General features: G+C 71.0%; 21 protein-coding genes and 1 pseudogene. 10 read left to right on the top strand and 12 right to left on the bottom strand.

Annotation, left to right across the window (positions count from 1 at the left end; genetic code table 11):
• Window positions 1-65: 65 nt before the first annotated feature.
• Window positions 66-596 (top strand): hypothetical protein, encoded by a 531-nt coding sequence (locus ACPCK6_RS01610; protein ID WP_423480128.1) that lies wholly within the window; start codon window positions 66-68, stop codon window positions 594-596.
• A gap of 22 nt (window positions 597-618) precedes the next feature.
• Here ACPCK6_RS01610 and ACPCK6_RS01605 read toward each other — a convergent pair whose 3' ends face one another.
• The 6 genes and pseudogenes from ACPCK6_RS01605 to ACPCK6_RS01580 all read right to left on the bottom strand — a co-directional run bounded on the left by ACPCK6_RS01605 (window position 619) and on the right by ACPCK6_RS01580 (window position 3,895).
• Window positions 619-1,350, bottom strand: coding sequence for an alpha/beta hydrolase (locus tag ACPCK6_RS01605; RefSeq protein WP_423480127.1), 732 nt, complete (start codon window positions 1,348-1,350; stop codon window positions 619-621).
• 40 nt (window positions 1,351-1,390) lie between these two features.
• Window positions 1,391-1,723 (bottom strand): SbtR family transcriptional regulator, encoded by a 333-nt coding sequence (locus tag ACPCK6_RS01600; protein WP_396881606.1) that lies wholly within the window; start codon window positions 1,721-1,723, stop codon window positions 1,391-1,393.
• A gap of 64 nt (window positions 1,724-1,787) precedes the next feature.
• Window positions 1,788-1,883: pseudogene (locus ACPCK6_RS01595) on the bottom strand (TetR/AcrR family transcriptional regulator); the annotation flags it as partial.
• A 156-nt stretch (window positions 1,884-2,039) separates the two neighbouring features.
• Window positions 2,040-2,519: a hypothetical protein gene (locus tag ACPCK6_RS01590; protein ID WP_423480126.1), complete on the bottom strand. Its 480-nt coding sequence runs from the start codon at window positions 2,517-2,519 to the stop codon at window positions 2,040-2,042.
• Window positions 2,520-2,600: 81 nt separating this feature from the next.
• On the bottom strand, window positions 2,601-2,969 hold the full coding sequence (locus ACPCK6_RS01585) for a YciI family protein (protein WP_423480125.1): 369 nt from the start codon (window positions 2,967-2,969) through the stop codon (window positions 2,601-2,603).
• 50 nt (window positions 2,970-3,019) lie between these two features.
• Window positions 3,020-3,895, bottom strand: coding sequence for a PhzF family protein (locus ACPCK6_RS01580; RefSeq protein WP_396881601.1), 876 nt, complete (start codon window positions 3,893-3,895; stop codon window positions 3,020-3,022).
• A 71-nt stretch (window positions 3,896-3,966) separates the two neighbouring features.
• On the opposite strand from ACPCK6_RS01580, the gene ACPCK6_RS01575 reads away from it, so the two are divergent.
• Window positions 3,967-4,434, top strand: coding sequence for an SAM-dependent methyltransferase (locus tag ACPCK6_RS01575; protein WP_423480124.1), 468 nt, complete (start codon window positions 3,967-3,969; stop codon window positions 4,432-4,434).
• Between the two features lie 15 nt (window positions 4,435-4,449).
• On the opposite strand, the gene ACPCK6_RS01570 is transcribed toward ACPCK6_RS01575, so the two are convergent.
• Window positions 4,450-5,247: an SDR family NAD(P)-dependent oxidoreductase gene (locus ACPCK6_RS01570; RefSeq protein ID WP_423480123.1), complete on the bottom strand. Its 798-nt coding sequence runs from the start codon at window positions 5,245-5,247 to the stop codon at window positions 4,450-4,452.
• A gap of 78 nt (window positions 5,248-5,325) precedes the next feature.
• Here ACPCK6_RS01570 and ACPCK6_RS01565 point away from each other — a divergent pair, with 78 nt between their 5' ends.
• On the top strand, window positions 5,326-5,730 hold the full coding sequence (locus ACPCK6_RS01565) for a winged helix-turn-helix transcriptional regulator (RefSeq protein ID WP_423480122.1): 405 nt from the start codon (window positions 5,326-5,328) through the stop codon (window positions 5,728-5,730).
• Window positions 5,731-5,826: 96 nt separating this feature from the next.
• Window positions 5,827-6,324, top strand: coding sequence for a DinB family protein (locus tag ACPCK6_RS01560; protein ID WP_423480121.1), 498 nt, complete (start codon window positions 5,827-5,829; stop codon window positions 6,322-6,324).
• Between the two features lie 105 nt (window positions 6,325-6,429).
• Here the strand turns inward: ACPCK6_RS01560 and ACPCK6_RS01555 are convergent, their stop codons facing one another.
• The gene (locus tag ACPCK6_RS01555) at window positions 6,430-7,182 is read right to left on the bottom strand and encodes a GNAT family N-acetyltransferase (protein ID WP_423480120.1); all 753 of its coding nucleotides are present in this window, start codon (window positions 7,180-7,182) and stop codon (window positions 6,430-6,432) included.
• Window positions 7,183-7,473: 291 nt separating this feature from the next.
• Here ACPCK6_RS01555 and ACPCK6_RS01550 point away from each other — a divergent pair, with 291 nt between their 5' ends.
• From ACPCK6_RS01550 to ACPCK6_RS01540, 3 genes are all read left to right on the top strand, one after another.
• A complete protein-coding gene (locus ACPCK6_RS01550) occupies window positions 7,474-8,436 on the top strand; it encodes a hypothetical protein (RefSeq protein ID WP_318333754.1) in 963 nt (320 codons plus the stop codon).
• 59 nt (window positions 8,437-8,495) lie between these two features.
• Complete coding sequence (locus ACPCK6_RS01545; protein WP_423480119.1) at window positions 8,496-8,972, top strand: DinB family protein; 477 nt, start codon at window positions 8,496-8,498, stop codon at window positions 8,970-8,972.
• 85 nt (window positions 8,973-9,057) lie between these two features.
• Window positions 9,058-10,038 (top strand): hypothetical protein, encoded by a 981-nt coding sequence (locus tag ACPCK6_RS01540; RefSeq protein WP_423480118.1) that lies wholly within the window; start codon window positions 9,058-9,060, stop codon window positions 10,036-10,038.
• 222 nt (window positions 10,039-10,260) lie between these two features.
• Here ACPCK6_RS01540 and ACPCK6_RS01530 read toward each other — a convergent pair whose 3' ends face one another.
• Window positions 10,261-10,749 carry a hypothetical protein gene (locus ACPCK6_RS01530; RefSeq protein WP_423480117.1) on the bottom strand — a complete coding sequence of 163 codons (489 nt, stop codon included), beginning with the start codon at window positions 10,747-10,749 and terminating at the stop codon, window positions 10,261-10,263.
• Window positions 10,750-10,891: 142 nt separating this feature from the next.
• Here ACPCK6_RS01530 and ACPCK6_RS01525 point away from each other — a divergent pair, with 142 nt between their 5' ends.
• Entirely contained in the window at window positions 10,892-11,254 is a 363-nt protein-coding gene (locus ACPCK6_RS01525) for a nuclear transport factor 2 family protein (protein ID WP_396881591.1), read from the top strand.
• A 100-nt stretch (window positions 11,255-11,354) separates the two neighbouring features.
• Here ACPCK6_RS01525 and ACPCK6_RS01520 read toward each other — a convergent pair whose 3' ends face one another.
• Complete coding sequence (locus ACPCK6_RS01520) at window positions 11,355-12,278, bottom strand: AEC family transporter (protein ID WP_423480116.1); 924 nt, start codon at window positions 12,276-12,278, stop codon at window positions 11,355-11,357.
• A 161-nt stretch (window positions 12,279-12,439) separates the two neighbouring features.
• Window positions 12,440-13,189, bottom strand: coding sequence for a maleylpyruvate isomerase family mycothiol-dependent enzyme (locus tag ACPCK6_RS01515; protein WP_423480115.1), 750 nt, complete (start codon window positions 13,187-13,189; stop codon window positions 12,440-12,442).
• Between the two features lie 209 nt (window positions 13,190-13,398).
• Between ACPCK6_RS01515 and ACPCK6_RS01510 the strand changes: the two genes are divergently transcribed.
• On the top strand, window positions 13,399-13,923 hold the full coding sequence (locus ACPCK6_RS01510; RefSeq protein WP_423480114.1) for a suppressor of fused domain protein: 525 nt from the start codon (window positions 13,399-13,401) through the stop codon (window positions 13,921-13,923).
• Window positions 13,924-13,987: 64 nt separating this feature from the next.
• On the opposite strand, the gene ACPCK6_RS01505 is transcribed toward ACPCK6_RS01510, so the two are convergent.
• Window positions 13,988-14,332: a hypothetical protein gene (locus ACPCK6_RS01505; protein ID WP_423480113.1), complete on the bottom strand. Its 345-nt coding sequence runs from the start codon at window positions 14,330-14,332 to the stop codon at window positions 13,988-13,990.
• 133 nt (window positions 14,333-14,465) lie between these two features.
• Between ACPCK6_RS01505 and ACPCK6_RS01500 the strand changes: the two genes are divergently transcribed.
• Window positions 14,466-15,050 carry a GIY-YIG nuclease family protein gene (locus tag ACPCK6_RS01500; RefSeq protein WP_423480112.1) on the top strand — a complete coding sequence of 195 codons (585 nt, stop codon included), beginning with the start codon at window positions 14,466-14,468 and terminating at the stop codon, window positions 15,048-15,050.

Genomic DNA, 15,050 nt, shown 5'->3' with positions numbered 1-15,050 from the left:
GCGCGCGCGGCTGTCGGCCGGCCGACCGCTGGACGAGGAACGCATGGCGCACCCTGCACATCGGGGTGGCGATCACCGCGGTGTGTCTGCTCTGGTCCGTCAGCGTCCCCGGCTTCGTCTTCGTCGTGATGCTCGGCGTGATCTTCCTGTTCGCCGTGGCCGGTCTGGGCTGGGCCATCCTGGTGGGCTTCTTCGTGGTGGAGCGCCGCCGCTGGTCCTGGCGGTTCCTGGTCGCCCCAGTGATCGTCGTGCTCACGGCGGCGCTGGTCGTCGCCGGGGCGCCGTTCCAGACCCGCTGGGCGGTGAGCCGTGGTGCGTTCGACAGGGTGGTCGCCACGCTGCCCGCGGCCAGCACGCAGGACGCCGAGTGGTCGAAGGTGCGGGTGCCGCACCGGATCGGTGCCTACATCATCACCTCGGCCTACACCGTGCCCGGCGGAGTGGTGCTCTACGAGAGCAACGGGTACATGCTGGACGATGCCGGGTTCGCCTACCTGCCGCAGGGCCCCACCGAGGACCTCGCGAACGAGGACTTCGAAGCTCCGCGCTTCACGCACCTCGGTGGTCCCTGGTACAGCTGGACCGCGAGCTGGTAGGCGAACATCCGGCGTCCCTGCCCTATCTGAGGTGCCGGGCGAAGAACCGGTTCGCGGGCTCCCCCTCGAACCACGGCACGCCGGTGTGGCCGCCCATGTTGGCGTGCAGCGTCTTCTCCGCCGAGCCGAAGGCGTCGAACAGGTCCAGTGCCATCTGCCGGTCGTTGCCCTCGTCGTCCCACTGGAGCAGGACATGCAGCGGGATGGTGACCCGCCGGGCCTCCTCGAGGATGGCGCGCGGCACGAAGCTCCCGGCGAACAGGAGCGCCGCCACGATGCGGGGTTCGACGAGCGCCAGCCGTACGCCGATCGAGATCACGCCGCCGGCGTAGCCGACCGGGCCGCCGATCCCGGGCAGTGCGAGCAGGGCGTCGAGGGTGGCCCGGCACTCCGGAACCGCCTTCTCCACCAGCGGCAGGACGAGCCGGTCGACCACCTCGTCGGCGACCGGCTCACCGGCCGCCAGTGCCCGGCGCAGGTCGGCGCGGGCCTGCTCGGCGGCGGCGGACGCGGGCCGATCGCCGCTTCCGGGAAGCTCGATGGTGGCCGCGGCGAAGCCCTGCGCGACGCAGCCCTCCGCCCGGGCCACCAGGCGGGGATACATCCGGCGCAGGCCGCCGGGGTGACCGAGCAGGATCAGCGGGGCAGGTGCCGACGTGGATGCGGGCGTCCACAGGATGCCCGGGATCTCGCCGAGCGTGAATTCGCGTTCGCGCACGCCGCCGGCGAGGCGTTGTTCGGAGGTGAAGCGCATGGTCGTGCCTTTCGGGAGTGCGTCGGCGCTCCCGGACGACCTACCGCCCGGCCGTGACCCCCGAGGGGAGCACCCATGTCGATACTGCGGTCACGGGTACCACCTCCCTCGTCTTCCGGCACGGCCACCGGCAAGCTAACAGCGCTCGCCGGGGCCGGCCAACCGGTTTTATCGCGGCAGGATCCGCGCCGGACCGCCGGCCGCGCTCGAAGCCGGCGAAGACGACAGCCAGCGTCCGAGCTTGCAGATGCTCGTCCCATCCACCGTTGAGCGCGCCCTGGCACATGCCGGTGAGCAGCGCCATCACCTCGGGGAGCCGTACCGAACCGGCGACGGTTCCGGCGGCCTGGGCCTGTTCCAGCAGCCTGCCCACCGCCTCCTCCACGTGACCTACCGCCGATGGCAACGCCCGCCCTGCGGGCCACCTGCTCGGTGGAGGTACGGGTGCCGGACTCGGCGAAGACGGCCTCGGCGGCGTCCAGGATGCGTGCCCGGTTGCGTTGCGCGTCGGCGCGTAGGGGCGGACCCTCCACCAAAATGAGCCTCGGGGTGACCGCCTCCGGCCGTTCATCGGGGTGTTGCGGACCCGGGACGGAAAGCTGGCCCACTGGCGCGAATATCAGCTCACGCTCGCCATCACTCAGGCCGCCGGCCCGGTATGAGGCTGGACCACGACAGGGGCGCCGCGCTCAGGAGGACGGTGTCGGCGACGGGGCGAACGGCCACGGCTGCGGGCCGAACAGCTCCGTGCACGTGGTGAGGAGCCCGCGCTGCGCCTCGGCCATGCGCGCGTCGACCGGGCCGGTGTCCGCGTTCGGGTCGTTGCGGATGAACATGTCCCCGGATTCCTTCGCCGCGACCGCCAGTCGCTCGCCGGCGTCCCGGATGCCCGGGTCGGCCGCCTTGCGGGCACGCATGGCGATCGGCGAGTTCGAGGTGAAGCGGACGTCCTGCTGCTCGACGACCCGGGCCACCATGTTGCACGCCCCGGCCGCGACCTTGTCCGCGGGCGCGGTCGAGCCGGCCTGAGGAGCGGCCGAGGACGCCGCGGCGGACGACGACGGTGCGGTGGCGGACGACGGTGCGGGCTCCGCGGGCGCACACGCGGAGACGACGAGCAGCAGGGACAGCAGGGACAGCAGGGAGAGTGCGGCGAGTTGACGTTTCACCCTAACGAGGCTAGCGATCATGGTGGGTGTGGCTGCCGTCCGGGTGCCACACCCACCATGATCGCGTCGACATCGGACCTGTCATCGGCCCGCCGCGCGGAGCATCGCCTCCGTCTCGGGGTCGGGCATGACCTCCCGGACCTCCTGGGCGCAGCGGCACGCGGCGGCGATCTTGGCGGCCCACTTCAGCGCCTCGTCCCGGAAGGCCGTGTCGAGAACCACGAACCCGCCGATGACCTCCTTGGTCTCCGGGAACGGCCCGTCGGTGACCACCCCGTCCGTGCCGACGATGGTCGCCTGCTGGCGTTCGAGCCCGGTGCCGTACACGAACACACCAGCGTTCACGGCCTCCTGGATGACCGCGTGCGTCTCCCTGCCCACCTGGGGGATCTCCTCGGCGGGGATGTGGTCCATCGCGCCGTCGTTGAACGAGATCAGGTACCGCGGCATGCCATGACTCCCTTGTCCGGGCGGCCCGGTCCGGCCGCCTCTCACCCGTACTACGAACGAGCCGCGCCCGATCTGACATCATCCGCCGGGATGGGCACGGCGGTGCCGGTCACCGCGATCCCGGCGCCGGGGGCGGCGGGGATGCCGATGGTGAGCAGGCTCGGACGGCCCATGTCCTCACCCTGCCGCACGGTGACCGTGGCGGGCGGCCGCACCAGGCCCAGCTCGCGCAGGTAGCCGCCGAACGCGGCGGCCGCCGCGCCGGTCGCCGCGTCCTCGACCACGCCGCCGGGCGGGAACGGGTTGCGCGCGTGGAACACCAGCGGGGACTCGCGGTGCACCAGGTCGATCGTCGTCCAGTCACGTTCGGCCATCAGCGCGCTCAACGCCGCCATGTCGTAGTCCAGGTCCGCCAGGCGCCGCCGGGTGGCGGCGGCCACGATCGGATGCCAGGCCCCGGCGTACGCGACACGCGGCGGCAGCGTCGCGTCGAGATCGTCCGGCGACCAGCGCAACGCGGCGAGCAGCGCCGCCAGGTCGCCCGCGGCAAGGGGTACGGTGCGCGGCGCGACGCTTGTGAGCGTGGCGGTGGTGGCGCCGTCGGCCTGCACGCTCGTGGCGACCTCGACGAGCCCGGCGCGAGTGTCCAGGTGCAGCACACCGGGGCCGTGCCGCTGCGCGTACGCGACCGCCGACGCGATCGTCGCGTGCCCGCAGAACGGCACCTCCGCCTTGGGGCTGAAGTAGCGGACGGTGAAGCGCCCGCCCTCGCCGGTGGGCACGAGGAACGCCGTCTCGGAGTAGCCGACCTCGGCCGCCACCTGCTGCATCTCCGCGTCGCCCGCTCCGGTGGCGTCCAGCACGACACCGGCCGGGTTGCCACCGGCGGGGTCGGCGGTGAACGCGGCGTATCGGAGAACGTCCATGATCACGAGCCTAGCGACGACGCTGCGGATCGTGTGCCCCGAGACGAGCCACGCCGAACTACTCTCCGGGCATGAGCGCCTTCGAGATCATTCCGATCGGCACCGTCCGCAACGACCGGACGGACATCCAGCACAGCGACAACTGGGGCGCCGTCCGCAGCACGATCATCGTCGACGAACGCTTCGGCGAGGCGTGCCTGCAGGGCCTGGACGGGTTCTCCCACGTGGAGGTGCTGTTCGTCTTCGACGGCTTCCCGGACGGCGGTGACCACCGCGAGCCCCGCCCCTACCGGGGCCGGGCCGACCTGCCGCCGATGGGCGTGTTCGCCGGTCGTGGGCCGCGCCGGCCGAACCGGATCGGCGTGACGTGCTGCCGGATCGAGTCCGTCGACGGCCGGGAACTGACGGTGGTGGGGCTCGACGCGGTGTCCGGCACGCCCGTGATCGACCTGAAGCCGGTGCTGAAGGAGTTCGTCCCCGCCGACGTCAGGCAGCCCGAGTGGGTCAGCGGCATGATGTCCGACTACTTCCGGCCGTAGCGTCGGCGCGGCGCCTCACCGCAGCAGCCTCTCCGTGAGGTCCATCAACCGCTCGGCGTCATGGGGGTCGAGGGTCGGGAAACCGGGCGGAAGTCGCTTCCCCCTGTCGACGGCGGTCACCGGCGCGGTCGGCGGCGCGTCCAGGAACCGGTGAATCGGCGCCACCGCGTCCGCGACGGACCGGGCGGCGACAGCCGCCGCCACCGCGAGCAGCCCCCGTACCACGAGCGGGAGCGCGCTACGGTCACCGCTCCTGGTGAACCCGGGATGATAGAGCACGTATCGGGCGCGGCTACCGGACCGCTGGGCGAAGCCCACGCCGAGCAGGTCGTTGGCCCGCCCGGCCTGCAACTGCGCGGCGATGGCTGAGTAGCCCGCCGTCATCTGTGGATCGGTCCAGCGCACCTCGCCTTTCGTGACCCCGACACCGGCGACGTTCACGATCACCGGCCGGGTCGCCCGGTCCAGGGCCGGACGCAGACCGAAACTGAGCAGGTAGCGACTGACGTAGTAGAGCGCGAACGTGCGCTCCAGTCCCTCCACCGTCTCGATGCGACGGGGCGCCACAGCATTGGCGAACAGCGCCAACGCGTCCACGACCGGGTACTCGCCGAGGATGTGCTCGATGACCCGCCGCGTCTCGGCCGTGCTGGACAGATCGACGGGAAGGAAGGCGATCAGGCCGCCGGCCATCGCCTCGCCACGTTCACGACTGCGGCCGAGCACCACGACGCGGTCGCCACGTTCGGCCCGCCCCAGGGCGAACGCACGCCCCATCCCGTTCGTCCCGCCACTGACCACCACGACGCCCACGTCGCCCCCTTTATCGTTTGCTCATCGACCTGCCTCATCCTGGGCAGCAGGCCGGCGGCGGCGAAAGAAGGCACTTTCATGTCCACAGATAACATCGATGTGAGTGCCTCGCTGCGCGATCATCGGCTGCCGGTGCCGGTTCCGGCCGGCGAGTACGATCGCTGTCCGGTCACCGACCTGCTGCGGCGGATGAGCGACAAGTGGACGCTGTTGCTGATCACCCTGCTCGGCCGGCATCCGCACCGGTTCAACGAGTTGCACCGCGCCGTGGAGGGCATCAGCCCGCGCATGCTCACCCGCACGTTGCGCACGCTGGAAAGCGACGGCCTGGTCGAACGTGAGGTGTTTCCGACGTTGCCGCCGAGCGTCGAGTACCGGCTGACGCCACTCGGCGTCAGCCTCCTGGAGCCGCTCTCCGCGCTGGCCGACTGGGCGGTCGCCCACCACGCCGAGATCGTCGCGGTACGTCAGCGACCCGTCTGAGGCACCCTGCGCTCATCCGGCCGCGCGGGGGCACCCGCGACACCGGTCCGGCGGTTGTCCGCCGGGCGGCGGGCGTCGATCTGGGATGCTTCGCCTATGCCGTCCTTCCCGCCCACCTTCTCCGCCGAGGTCGTCGCGCAGCCGGCGCAGGCCCAGTTCGAGGCGTTTCTCGACGAGCAGCGCGACGCGCTCGACCAATGCCTGGACGGATTGACCGAGGAACAGGCGCGCCGGTCACTGGTGACCTCACGGACCACGCTGCTGGGTCTGGTGAAGCACGCGACCTTCGTCGAGAAGGTCTGGTTCGACGAAGCCGTCACGGGCCGGTCGCGAGCCGAGATCGGCATCCCGGAGCGGTCGGAGGACTCGTTCCTCCTCGACGACGGCGACACGATCACCGGCGTCCGGCGGGCATACCGCGACGCCCGCGACGCGTCACGCCGGGCGACCTCCACGCGGGGTCTGGACGACATCCTCACCGGGCACCGACGGGGCCCGCTTCCGCTGCGCTGGGTGTACCTCCACGTCCTGCGCGAGCTCGCGCAGCACTGCGGGCACGCGGACATCCTCCGGGAGCAGATCCTCGACGGATAGCGGGCGGCCGGCACCACCTGCCGGTGAGCGAGGCACCCGCCGCGGGAGGTCACACAGAGGTGGCCCGGGTCCGGGTCGCCGCAACCCGGCCCGGGCTCTCCGTCCTCAGTTCATCGCGAGGTAGAGCCGCTGACCGGCGGGCCGGTAGCCGACGCGTTGGTAGACCCGCCACGAGTCCTCGCCGCCGGCCTCCAGCCAGGCGACCTCCGCACCGGCGCTGAACAGCCGCCGGGTGACGTCGGCGGTGATCGCGGACGCCAGTCCCCGGCGGCGGTGGGGCGCACGAACGGCGATGCCGGCCACCTCGCTGACCGCGCCGACAGGCGCAGCCGCTCCGCCGCCGCCCGCGCAGCCACCGTCCTCGGTGACGGCCATGACGACCACGCCGCCGGCGTCCTGCTGACGCCGCAGGCGAGCCACGTCGGTCTCGGAGGCGACCGGATCGCCGCCGAACGCCTCGTTCTGCACGCTGATCAGCGCGGCGCGCTGGGAGTCGGTGCCCGGCTCACACAGGCTGAAGTGGTCCGGCACGGGTGGCGAGGCCGGCATGCTCGGCACGCAGACCAGGTAGGTGTGCCGGGCCTCCACGGTGAAGCCCGCCGCTGCCAGCAGCGCCTCCAGGTCGGGGGCACAACTGGTGACGTACTCCAGGCGGGGTCTGCGGTCGGCGGCGTGGAACGCCGCGACGAGGGCGGCGACGTCGGCCGCGGTGACGGCGGCGCCGGGACGCGGCGTCGCGTAGTTGATGTACGGGCTGGTCGTCGTCGGGTCCAGCCCGATCACGAACGGCCCCACCTCGACCGGCGCGGGCCGGCGGGACAGGTTGACGACGACTGATTGTTGGATGCGGGCATCCATGCTCAACGTGAGACCTCGATGCATGAGAGGAACTGCGACGGGCGGAAGAAACGTCGGGGCCGCCCCGCCGTGTCGCAGGCACGCGACGGTCATCCGTCGTGTGGCCGACACTCAGGCGGCCGCTCGGCCTACCCGGATCACAGGCGTCATTCCTTCATGCGGAGTGCCACGCGGTGCGCGTGGCCGACCGCAACCTTGCCCCTGGAGACCTGGCCGTGTCAATCGCGTACGGCCGGGCGTCGCGCATCAACCCGCTTGTGGTCCGAGATCGCGGGCGGGCATCCTCGTCGGATGCAATGGACGGACGACCTGACGGTGCACCTCGCTCGGGGAACATCGGTACACACCCTTGTCCGCTATCTGCGTGCGGCCGAGAAGGAGGGGACGCGCCGTCGCGATGTCCTCGCCGTTCTGACCGAGCGGTTCGCGCTGCCGTTTGATGACGCGCGGCTCGCGATGGACCGTGTCAGGGGTGGGGTGGTTCGTGCCGCGTCCGGCAACCCCGCGAACCAGCCGGATCCCGTCACGGACCCGCTGGCGTGGACCTCGTACCGGCTCGCGCTCGGACTGAAAGTCGACGACGGGGATCCCGGACCGTCGCCCGAGGAACGGGCGGCGGCGCAGGCTCTCCTGGAAGGAGCCAGGCGTGGCGAGCCCACGCGCGGCACCGAGGACGTCGCCGTGGCGCTCGAGGTCGCGCGGCTGGCCGTCGCGTCACGGGAGGGGGATCGGATCCGCTTCCATCTCCTCCTGGAAGCAGCGACGGCCCTGTCGGTCGCCGCCGAAGCCTGCATCGCTCGACTGGGGCAGCAGCCCTGCGCCGCGGAGGGTTCCCAGGAGTGGGTCGACGGTGTCGCGCTCGCCGCGGCCGCCCGTGAGGTCACCACGCAGTTCGCTGCTCAGCCCGACCCGGGGCTCGAGGAGCGTGGCCTCGATCTGGTGGGGCGCATCGTCACCCGTCTGCTGGGTCAATGTCACGCGTTCGTCGGCCGAGCGATGATCGAGTCGGCTCGCTGCGCACTGCGCAACGGCGGTCCCGACCGAGCCGCCGCCCGTGCCGAGGCGGTGGTGGCCGACTTCGCGGTTCTCCTCGATCGATTCGAGGTCGACGTTCCCGTCGACGAGGACATCGTGGCCTTGGAGTATCTGCGGGCGGCCATCGACCTCCTCATCGAGGTGCGAGGCCGTTCCGCTGAGCTCGACGCCCTTCGCGACCGGACCGAGCGACTGCTGGCCGGCTCGCCGATCGACTGAATGATCGCGGCGAAAATGTCGGTGCCGGCCGCTAACCTGCCGACGTGACGAAGGTCGATATGGAGAAGGCCGCGCTGTGTGAGTTCCTCGAGTATCAGCGTGTCAGCATCCGAGCCATCCTGGCGGATCTGGACCTAACCTCGCTGCGAACGCCTGTCCTGCCCTCCGGCTGGTCACCGCTCGGGCTGGTGGAGCATCTCGGGCACGCGGAACGCCACTGGTTCCAAGAGGTCTTCCGTGGTTCCGTAGAGCCGTTGCCCTGGCCCGACGAGAACACACCGCTGCGGACGACTCGATCGCCGTCCCAGGTCTTCGGCTTCTATCGCGACCAGTGCGACATCTCCGACGCGATCATCGCCGGGGCCCCGTTGTCGGCGACACCCGCAGGCCGGCATCCGGACGAGACGCTGGCGTCGCAGACCACCGACCTGCGACGGATCGTTCTGCACGTCATCGAGGAGACCGCCCGGCACGCCGGTCACCTGGACGCCGTGCGCGAGCTGATCGACGGGCGCACCGGGCTCGGGCCACGCTGAGCCGCGTCCGACGGGTGCGGTGTGCAGCTCGGCGTCCCGCGCAGACGGCCCGACGGGCTCGCCGAAGTGGCTCTATGCTGCCGCGATGCACCCCCGCTTGATCAACCAGGTGCGGCTTCCCGGCATTCGACATGTCATGCAGGCAACCGGCCTCGGCTGGGTGGTCACCGAACAGGACCGTCTCACGGTGAACCTGTTCGACCACGAACTGGGTCGCGTGGCGCGGTTTGCGGCCCCTCTCGACGACCCGCGAATGCAGGTCAGCGCCACCCGTCGGCTTGTCGCGGCAGGCGACGCGCATCAGATCGTCGTGCTCGACCACGACGGCGTGGTTCGGTGGCGCAGCAGCTGGGGTCGGCTCGGTGGCAGCGCCGGCGCCGACTTCCACCTCGACGGCGACCACGTCCTCTGGATCCGTCTACGCGAGACCGAGGAACTTGTCGCCGTCAACGGTGTGAGCGGCGCGGAGATCCGTCGCACGCCGCTGCCCGGTCCCGGGCCCGCCTGGTTCATATCCGCTACCGACGGCGTCTGGACCGGCTTGACACTGCTCGATCCCTGTCAATCACGCGCCATGCTGATCAGGTTCGACGCCGAGCGCATCGTGTCACGGCCGCTGGCCGGTGGCGATCTCGCCGGTTTCAGTCCGGCGGGCGGCCGCTACCTGACCCAGACGCTCGACGGCTTCCTGTCCGTCCGCGACGTCGCCCTCGACGCCGTGATCACAGCCCGGCATTTCGAAGATCTGCCGGGCACGCCACCGAGCCTCGCCGGCTGCCGACACGTGGACCGTGCGGTGTTCCTGAGCGAGGAGCTGATCCTCGCCGCTCCGAACACCGGAAGCCTGCCGAACGATGCCGAGGGCCATCTCCTGCTGTCGGCGCTCAGCCTCCGGTGCCGGTCCCAGGTGCGCTACCCGCACCATGACGGATCCGGTGCCGTCCACCCCTCGTACCAGCCGGGCCGTTGGCTCACCCGGCATCATGAGGACGATCGGCTCCGGCTGTGGCAGCTCGGTGCTCGCCTCGACGACGAGCCGATGCCGGGCCAACTCGCACTGCTCTGACCGCGGCCCGATGGTGGATCACCGATCGCGGTGGACCGGATGCGCAACGCCCGGGTCGGTCAGCGGCGCACCCGGTAGCGCAGGTGCAGCACCCGATCGCCTGGAATCACCACGTCGGGGTCCGCCAGCAGGTGCTGCGCATCGACCGAACCAAGGCGCCTCGGCGTCCAGCCCGCGGTGCCGGCCGGTTCGGCCCAACGCCCGACTGGGCGCGGATCGCCGTCAGAGGTCGCCGCCTCGGCTCGACCCGACCACCAGGAAGGCGTTGTCGGGCCACTCGTAGGAGTCGCCGTCACCCGGCGGCCCCGGCCGGAGGAGGACGATCCGCACCATGCGGGGCCACCAGCGGGTCGGCTCCGACCAGGAGCACTGCAGCCGCCGCTCACCCGTGTCGGCGCAGTCCCCGACCTGCTTCCATCCGTCGAGCTGCCCGGCGACAGCCGATCGAACCTGCTCCCAGCCGGACGCGGGCGGCAGGGCGTAGGTGTCGACCTCCGGACGACCGCGGTCGTTGCTCAGGTCGACGGAGATCTCGAGTGCCCGGTTGTCGACGACGGCCTCGTAAGCGCCTTCGGGCAGCACCGTAGACGCCCCCGCCGGGGCCGCGACGGAGACCGGTTCACCCGCCGCCGACCAGCGCACCCCGGCCACCGTCGCCGCCGCCACGCCCAGCACGACGATCGTCCCGGCTGTCGCAAGAGGAACTCGCACAGCCGGCAGCCTAGGAATGCGAGTCCAGCCGGGCGGCTCGGACGATCCCCCTCCCTACCGTCCCGGCTCCGCCGAGGATCGCGTGTTCTGCTGAGCGCAAAGAGGTCGTCGTAAGGTCGTGCCCACCGGCCATGCTGAGTCGATGGACTCGCCGAGACGCCTCGCTCCCCAGGCCCTGCTCACGAACCTCTACGCGGCCTTCAACCGGCGTGACATCCCCACGCTGCTGGCCGCCATGACGCCGGACGTCACGTGGCCCAACGGCTGGGAGGGAGGCGTCATTCGCGGCCGGGACCAGGTGGGTGCCTACTGGCGCCGGCAGTGGGACCAGCTCGATCCGACTGTCACGCCGACCGCGTTCCGCACGGAAGCCGACGGCCGCATCGCCGTCACCGTTCATCAAGTGGTCCACGACAAGGCCGGAACGACGCTCGCCGACCACACCGTCACGCACGTCTACCGCCTCGGCAACGGCCTGGTGACGGAGATGGAGATCCGGGATTGACAGTTGTCGACGGCGTCGATCGGGACGGGTGTCCGCCTCGGCGATCGTGACGTGCCACGCTTCGGCCCGCCGCCGGACATGGCAGAACTGTGTGGGTGGGCTACCCGAGGAGCGCCGCCGCGGCGGCCAGGGTGGCCAGCGACAGCGTCGTGGTCACCACCACCGCCCGGTTGGCCACCGCCTCACCGACGCCGTACTCCTGGGCGAAGATGAACGTGTTCTGCGCCGTCGGCAGGCCCGCGCACACCACCACAGCGAGCAACTGCGGCGCGGACAGGTGCAGGGCCAGTCCGGCCGCGTACGCGATGATCGGCTGTGCGACAAGCTTCAGCGCGGTGATCACGGCCAGTTCGGCGGGCTCGGCCGGCTCTGCCCGCGACGGCGCCGTGGGGTGCAGCGACGCGCCGAGCGCGACCAGCGCGGCCGGAACCGCGGCACCGGCCAGCAGCGTCAGCGACGCGTCGGCCGCCGACGGCAGGCGCAGGCCGGCGGCCGAGCACGCGACACCGAGCAGCGACGCCAGGATCACCGGATTGCGTACGGGCAGGGAGGCGATCCGGCGAACCCGAACCCGCCCGGCCGGGTCGCTGTGCCGGTCCAGGGCGACCAGGATCACGGGCGCCACCACCAGCACCTGCAGCAGCACCACCACCGCCAGGAACGACACGTCGCCGAGAACCTGCGTCGCGATCGGGATGCCGAGGTTCGCCGAGTTCACGTACCCGGCGGTCATGCCCCAGATCGGCCGTTCGCCGGGCTCGCGACCGAACAGCCGGCTCGCGCCGGCCCACCCGAACCCGACGACAGCGACGGTGCTCACCCCGAAGGCGAGCAGCGAGCGGCCGGCGAACCCGGACAGCGGCATCCGGGCCAGGGCCAGGAACAGGGCGGCCGGCATCGCGAGCTGGAACACGAACCGGCCGAGCACCGAGGCCGCCGCCTCGCCGAGCAGGCCCCAGCGGCAGGCCGCGTAACCGACAGCGGTGAGGATCCAGATGGGCACGAACGCCGACACCAGACTCATGCGGGCGTCACCGGAGAGCGCCGCGCCACGTCAGGGGCCGGCGGGCGGTCCGGGGCGTACGAGCCGAGAAGCCCCCGACGCGTCCAGCGCTCACGGCTCTGCCGATGCGGAACGGGAGCCATGGCGGGCGACACTTGGATGATCTTGCCCCGGAGACCGTGTCAGTTCCAGGTGATCGTGGCCCGTGCCCGCCAGAGATCCAGGACGGCCGCGTCCCCGCGTAGTTCGAGGCGCCCACTCCGGTTCCGGTTCCACAGCAGGAGGTAGAGCTCGGATGCTGATCCCACGATGGTCAGCTGGGCCGGCATCTCACCGGCGACCACGCGGCGCCCGGCCGGCTCGATGGAGAAGGTCCATGCCGCGTCGATGTCAGTGGGCACCAGGGCCATGCTGCGGGGTGGATCGGCCACCAGGCGCCCACCGGGCCGGCCGAAGAAGCCGTTGAGCAGTTCGTCGATGCCGTCAGCGGCGAAGGACGGCTCCCAGTACGGAACCGTGGAGACAGCCGACTCGGCATCGGCGCGGTGTACTGCGGTCTCGTGAGCCTGGCGACGTGCCCAGAACGCCAGCGGCGAGGGCGCGGGCAGAAACGTCCAACACTCGACGCTCTCGTCCGCCGCTGCCAGCGTGTCCGCGAGTGCGCGGTGGCCCTCCCGAAACCAGTCCAGGAGCTCGTCGTCAGCGACTGCGGCGAAGAACTCGGCCTCTTCCCGAGTGGAGTAGGGCTGACGGCGTCCCGTCATCACGTGGCCCCTGGCCCAGCGATGGACACCGCTGACATGGCGCAGCAGATCACGGACCTGCCAGCCGGGGCAGGTGGGCACGGGTGCGTCCAGACCCGCCCGGTCCGCCGCCTCTGCCAGCCGGACGCCTTCCTCATCCAGCGCGGCAATGTGCTCGGCGATACGCATGACGGGAGCGTCCCACGCGCCACCTACCCGCCGCCAGGCGAACGTCGTGCCATGGATAGTTCCTCGCCAGGACCGTTTGAACAGGTGCGCGCTCATGCCGCCGAGCTGGCGCGCCAGAAGCAGGAGCCTCTGCCATCGACCGACACATCGAGGAACACTTCGGGCCCGTCGAGTTCGTCTACCACGAGATCGCCTCACACCTGGTCGGTGTGCATGTCCATGTCGTGGCGCCGACCGAGGAACGCCCGTACCGGACGCTGATCACTTCAGGGATGAGTGAGCTGCCGATGACGGTCCCGGAGGGTCACGACATCAGCCCGTACGCCGAACTGATGCTCAGTCTGCCGGCAGATTGGCCGCTGACCGAGGTAGCCGGTTTCGGCGACGAAACCGGGTGGCCGCTGCGAATCCTCAAGCAGGTAGCTCGGCTGCCGCACGAGTATGGAACCTGGATCGGCGAATGGCATTCCGTGCCGAACGGCGATCCCGCGCAGCCGTACGCTACGGGCACCCCGTTCGCCGGAGTCGTCGTCGCGCCGATGCTGCGGGTGCCGCCCGAGGCGCGGACGATCGACGTCGGCGGCGGCATCCGAATCGCGTTGCTCGCGCTGATCCCTCTGCACCCAGAGGAGATTGCAGTCAAGGTCGAACGCGGTACCGACGCACTCATCGAAGTCCTCGACCGTGGCCGCATCACCGAGTTGCTGGACCCGCGCCGGCCCTCGTACGCCTGACAGCTCGACCGGACGCGCTGACCAAGGTCACGTGCGCGCCTCTGCGGCCGCGCGAGCGCCCTGGCTAGGCGTCCTCCTGGTCAAACGGCTCGTCACTCCACCGCCACCACGCCTCGTTGCCATCGATGTGGAGGAGGAACTCAGGAACCTCCTGGCCCTCCGGGTACCGAAGCGTCACGGCGTTTCGGACTGCGTCGTATGCGCGCTCCCATGACTCGACATCCTCATCGATGCCATCGAGCAGCCGCAGTTCCTCGGCGAAGAGCGGCCGGACTTCTGCGAGCCCCTCCCTCGGGTCGACACGAGCGTTAAGCCACGGGAGGTCGCCACCGGTCACCACGAGATCAGCAAGTAACCCGCCGTCGTCGCGCCGGTGCAGCGTCCAAGCGCCGCCGTGATGATCGCTCACGATGACGACGTTAGCGACTTCAGCGGATTCCCTGCCGACGTACCCGGCTTCGGCTTCGCCACTGGTCGCACCTCTGCCGGTATCCAGGGTCGGGCACATCCCCCACCCGATCTCGACCCGCCGAACGCCTAGGATGGTCCCGGTGACCTTCCCCGAACGGCGGCCCGCCGATGTCCCGACCGACGAAGAACGGGTCGACGCGGCCCTGCGGTTGCTGACCGGCCCGCCGGTCGCGCTCGACGTCGCCGTCAAACGGCTCGCCCGTGGCAGCGGCGTCTACGCCTGGTGGGCTGCTCCCTCGGTCCTCCCCGACCTCCCCGGACCGCCGAACGACAGCGACCCGTCGCGGCGGATGCTCTACCTCGGCCGGGCGACCAGCCTGCGGGGCCGCATCCTGCGCAACCATCTGCGACGGTCGGGCAGCTCGACGTTGCGCCGCACGCTGGCCGGGCTGCTCGTGTCCGAGGGCTTCCGGACGACCTGGACCGACCGTGTCGTCCTGGTCCCCGAGGACGAGGCACGGCTGACCGCCTGGATGCACGAAAATCTGCGCCTGACCTGGGCGGAGGATGCCGAGCCGGCGGACATCGAGGCCGAACTCGTCAGGCGTCTGCACCCGCCGCTCAACGTCCACGGCGTCGACCCCGAGCACATCCAGGCAGCAGTGGTCGCCGCCAAGAACTCGTACAACACCAGCAGCGGCCCGGCCCAGCCCTAG

Origin of the sequence: Micromonospora sp. AB353 (assembly GCF_049538395.1) — a bacterium.
In the GTDB taxonomy this organism is placed as follows: Bacteria; Actinomycetota; Actinomycetes; order Mycobacteriales; family Micromonosporaceae; genus Micromonospora; species Micromonospora aurantiaca.
This window is presented reverse-complemented; position numbering and strand designations above follow the sequence as displayed.

Bases quoted from the DNA above. Each gene is read 5' to 3' on its own strand.
- ACPCK6_RS01555 (WP_423480120.1), bottom strand. From the start codon at position 7,182: ATGGATGCCCGCATCCAACAATCAGTCGTCGTCAACCTGTCCCGCCGG.
- ACPCK6_RS01605 (WP_423480127.1), bottom strand. From the start codon at position 1,350: ATGCGCTTCACCTCCGAACAACGCCTCGCCGGCGGCGTGCGCGAACGC.
- ACPCK6_RS01545 (WP_423480119.1), top strand. From the start codon at position 8,496: ATGGAGAAGGCCGCGCTGTGTGAGTTCCTCGAGTATCAGCGTGTCAGC.
- ACPCK6_RS01540 (WP_423480118.1), top strand. From the start codon at position 9,058: ATGCACCCCCGCTTGATCAACCAGGTGCGGCTTCCCGGCATTCGACAT.
- ACPCK6_RS01575 (WP_423480124.1), top strand. From the start codon at position 3,967: ATGAGCGCCTTCGAGATCATTCCGATCGGCACCGTCCGCAACGACCGG.
- ACPCK6_RS01580 (WP_396881601.1), bottom strand. From the start codon at position 3,895: ATGGACGTTCTCCGATACGCCGCGTTCACCGCCGACCCCGCCGGTGGC.
- ACPCK6_RS01500 (WP_423480112.1), top strand. From the start codon at position 14,466: ATGGTCCCGGTGACCTTCCCCGAACGGCGGCCCGCCGATGTCCCGACC.
- ACPCK6_RS01560 (WP_423480121.1), top strand. From the start codon at position 5,827: ATGCCGTCCTTCCCGCCCACCTTCTCCGCCGAGGTCGTCGCGCAGCCG.
- ACPCK6_RS01565 (WP_423480122.1), top strand. From the start codon at position 5,326: ATGTCCACAGATAACATCGATGTGAGTGCCTCGCTGCGCGATCATCGG.
- ACPCK6_RS01520 (WP_423480116.1), bottom strand. From the start codon at position 12,278: ATGAGTCTGGTGTCGGCGTTCGTGCCCATCTGGATCCTCACCGCTGTC.
- ACPCK6_RS01585 (WP_423480125.1), bottom strand. From the start codon at position 2,969: ATGCCGCGGTACCTGATCTCGTTCAACGACGGCGCGATGGACCACATC.
- ACPCK6_RS01525 (WP_396881591.1), top strand. From the start codon at position 10,892: ATGGACTCGCCGAGACGCCTCGCTCCCCAGGCCCTGCTCACGAACCTC.
- ACPCK6_RS01550 (WP_318333754.1), top strand. From the start codon at position 7,474: ATGCAATGGACGGACGACCTGACGGTGCACCTCGCTCGGGGAACATCG.
- ACPCK6_RS01515 (WP_423480115.1), bottom strand. From the start codon at position 13,189: ATGCGTATCGCCGAGCACATTGCCGCGCTGGATGAGGAAGGCGTCCGG.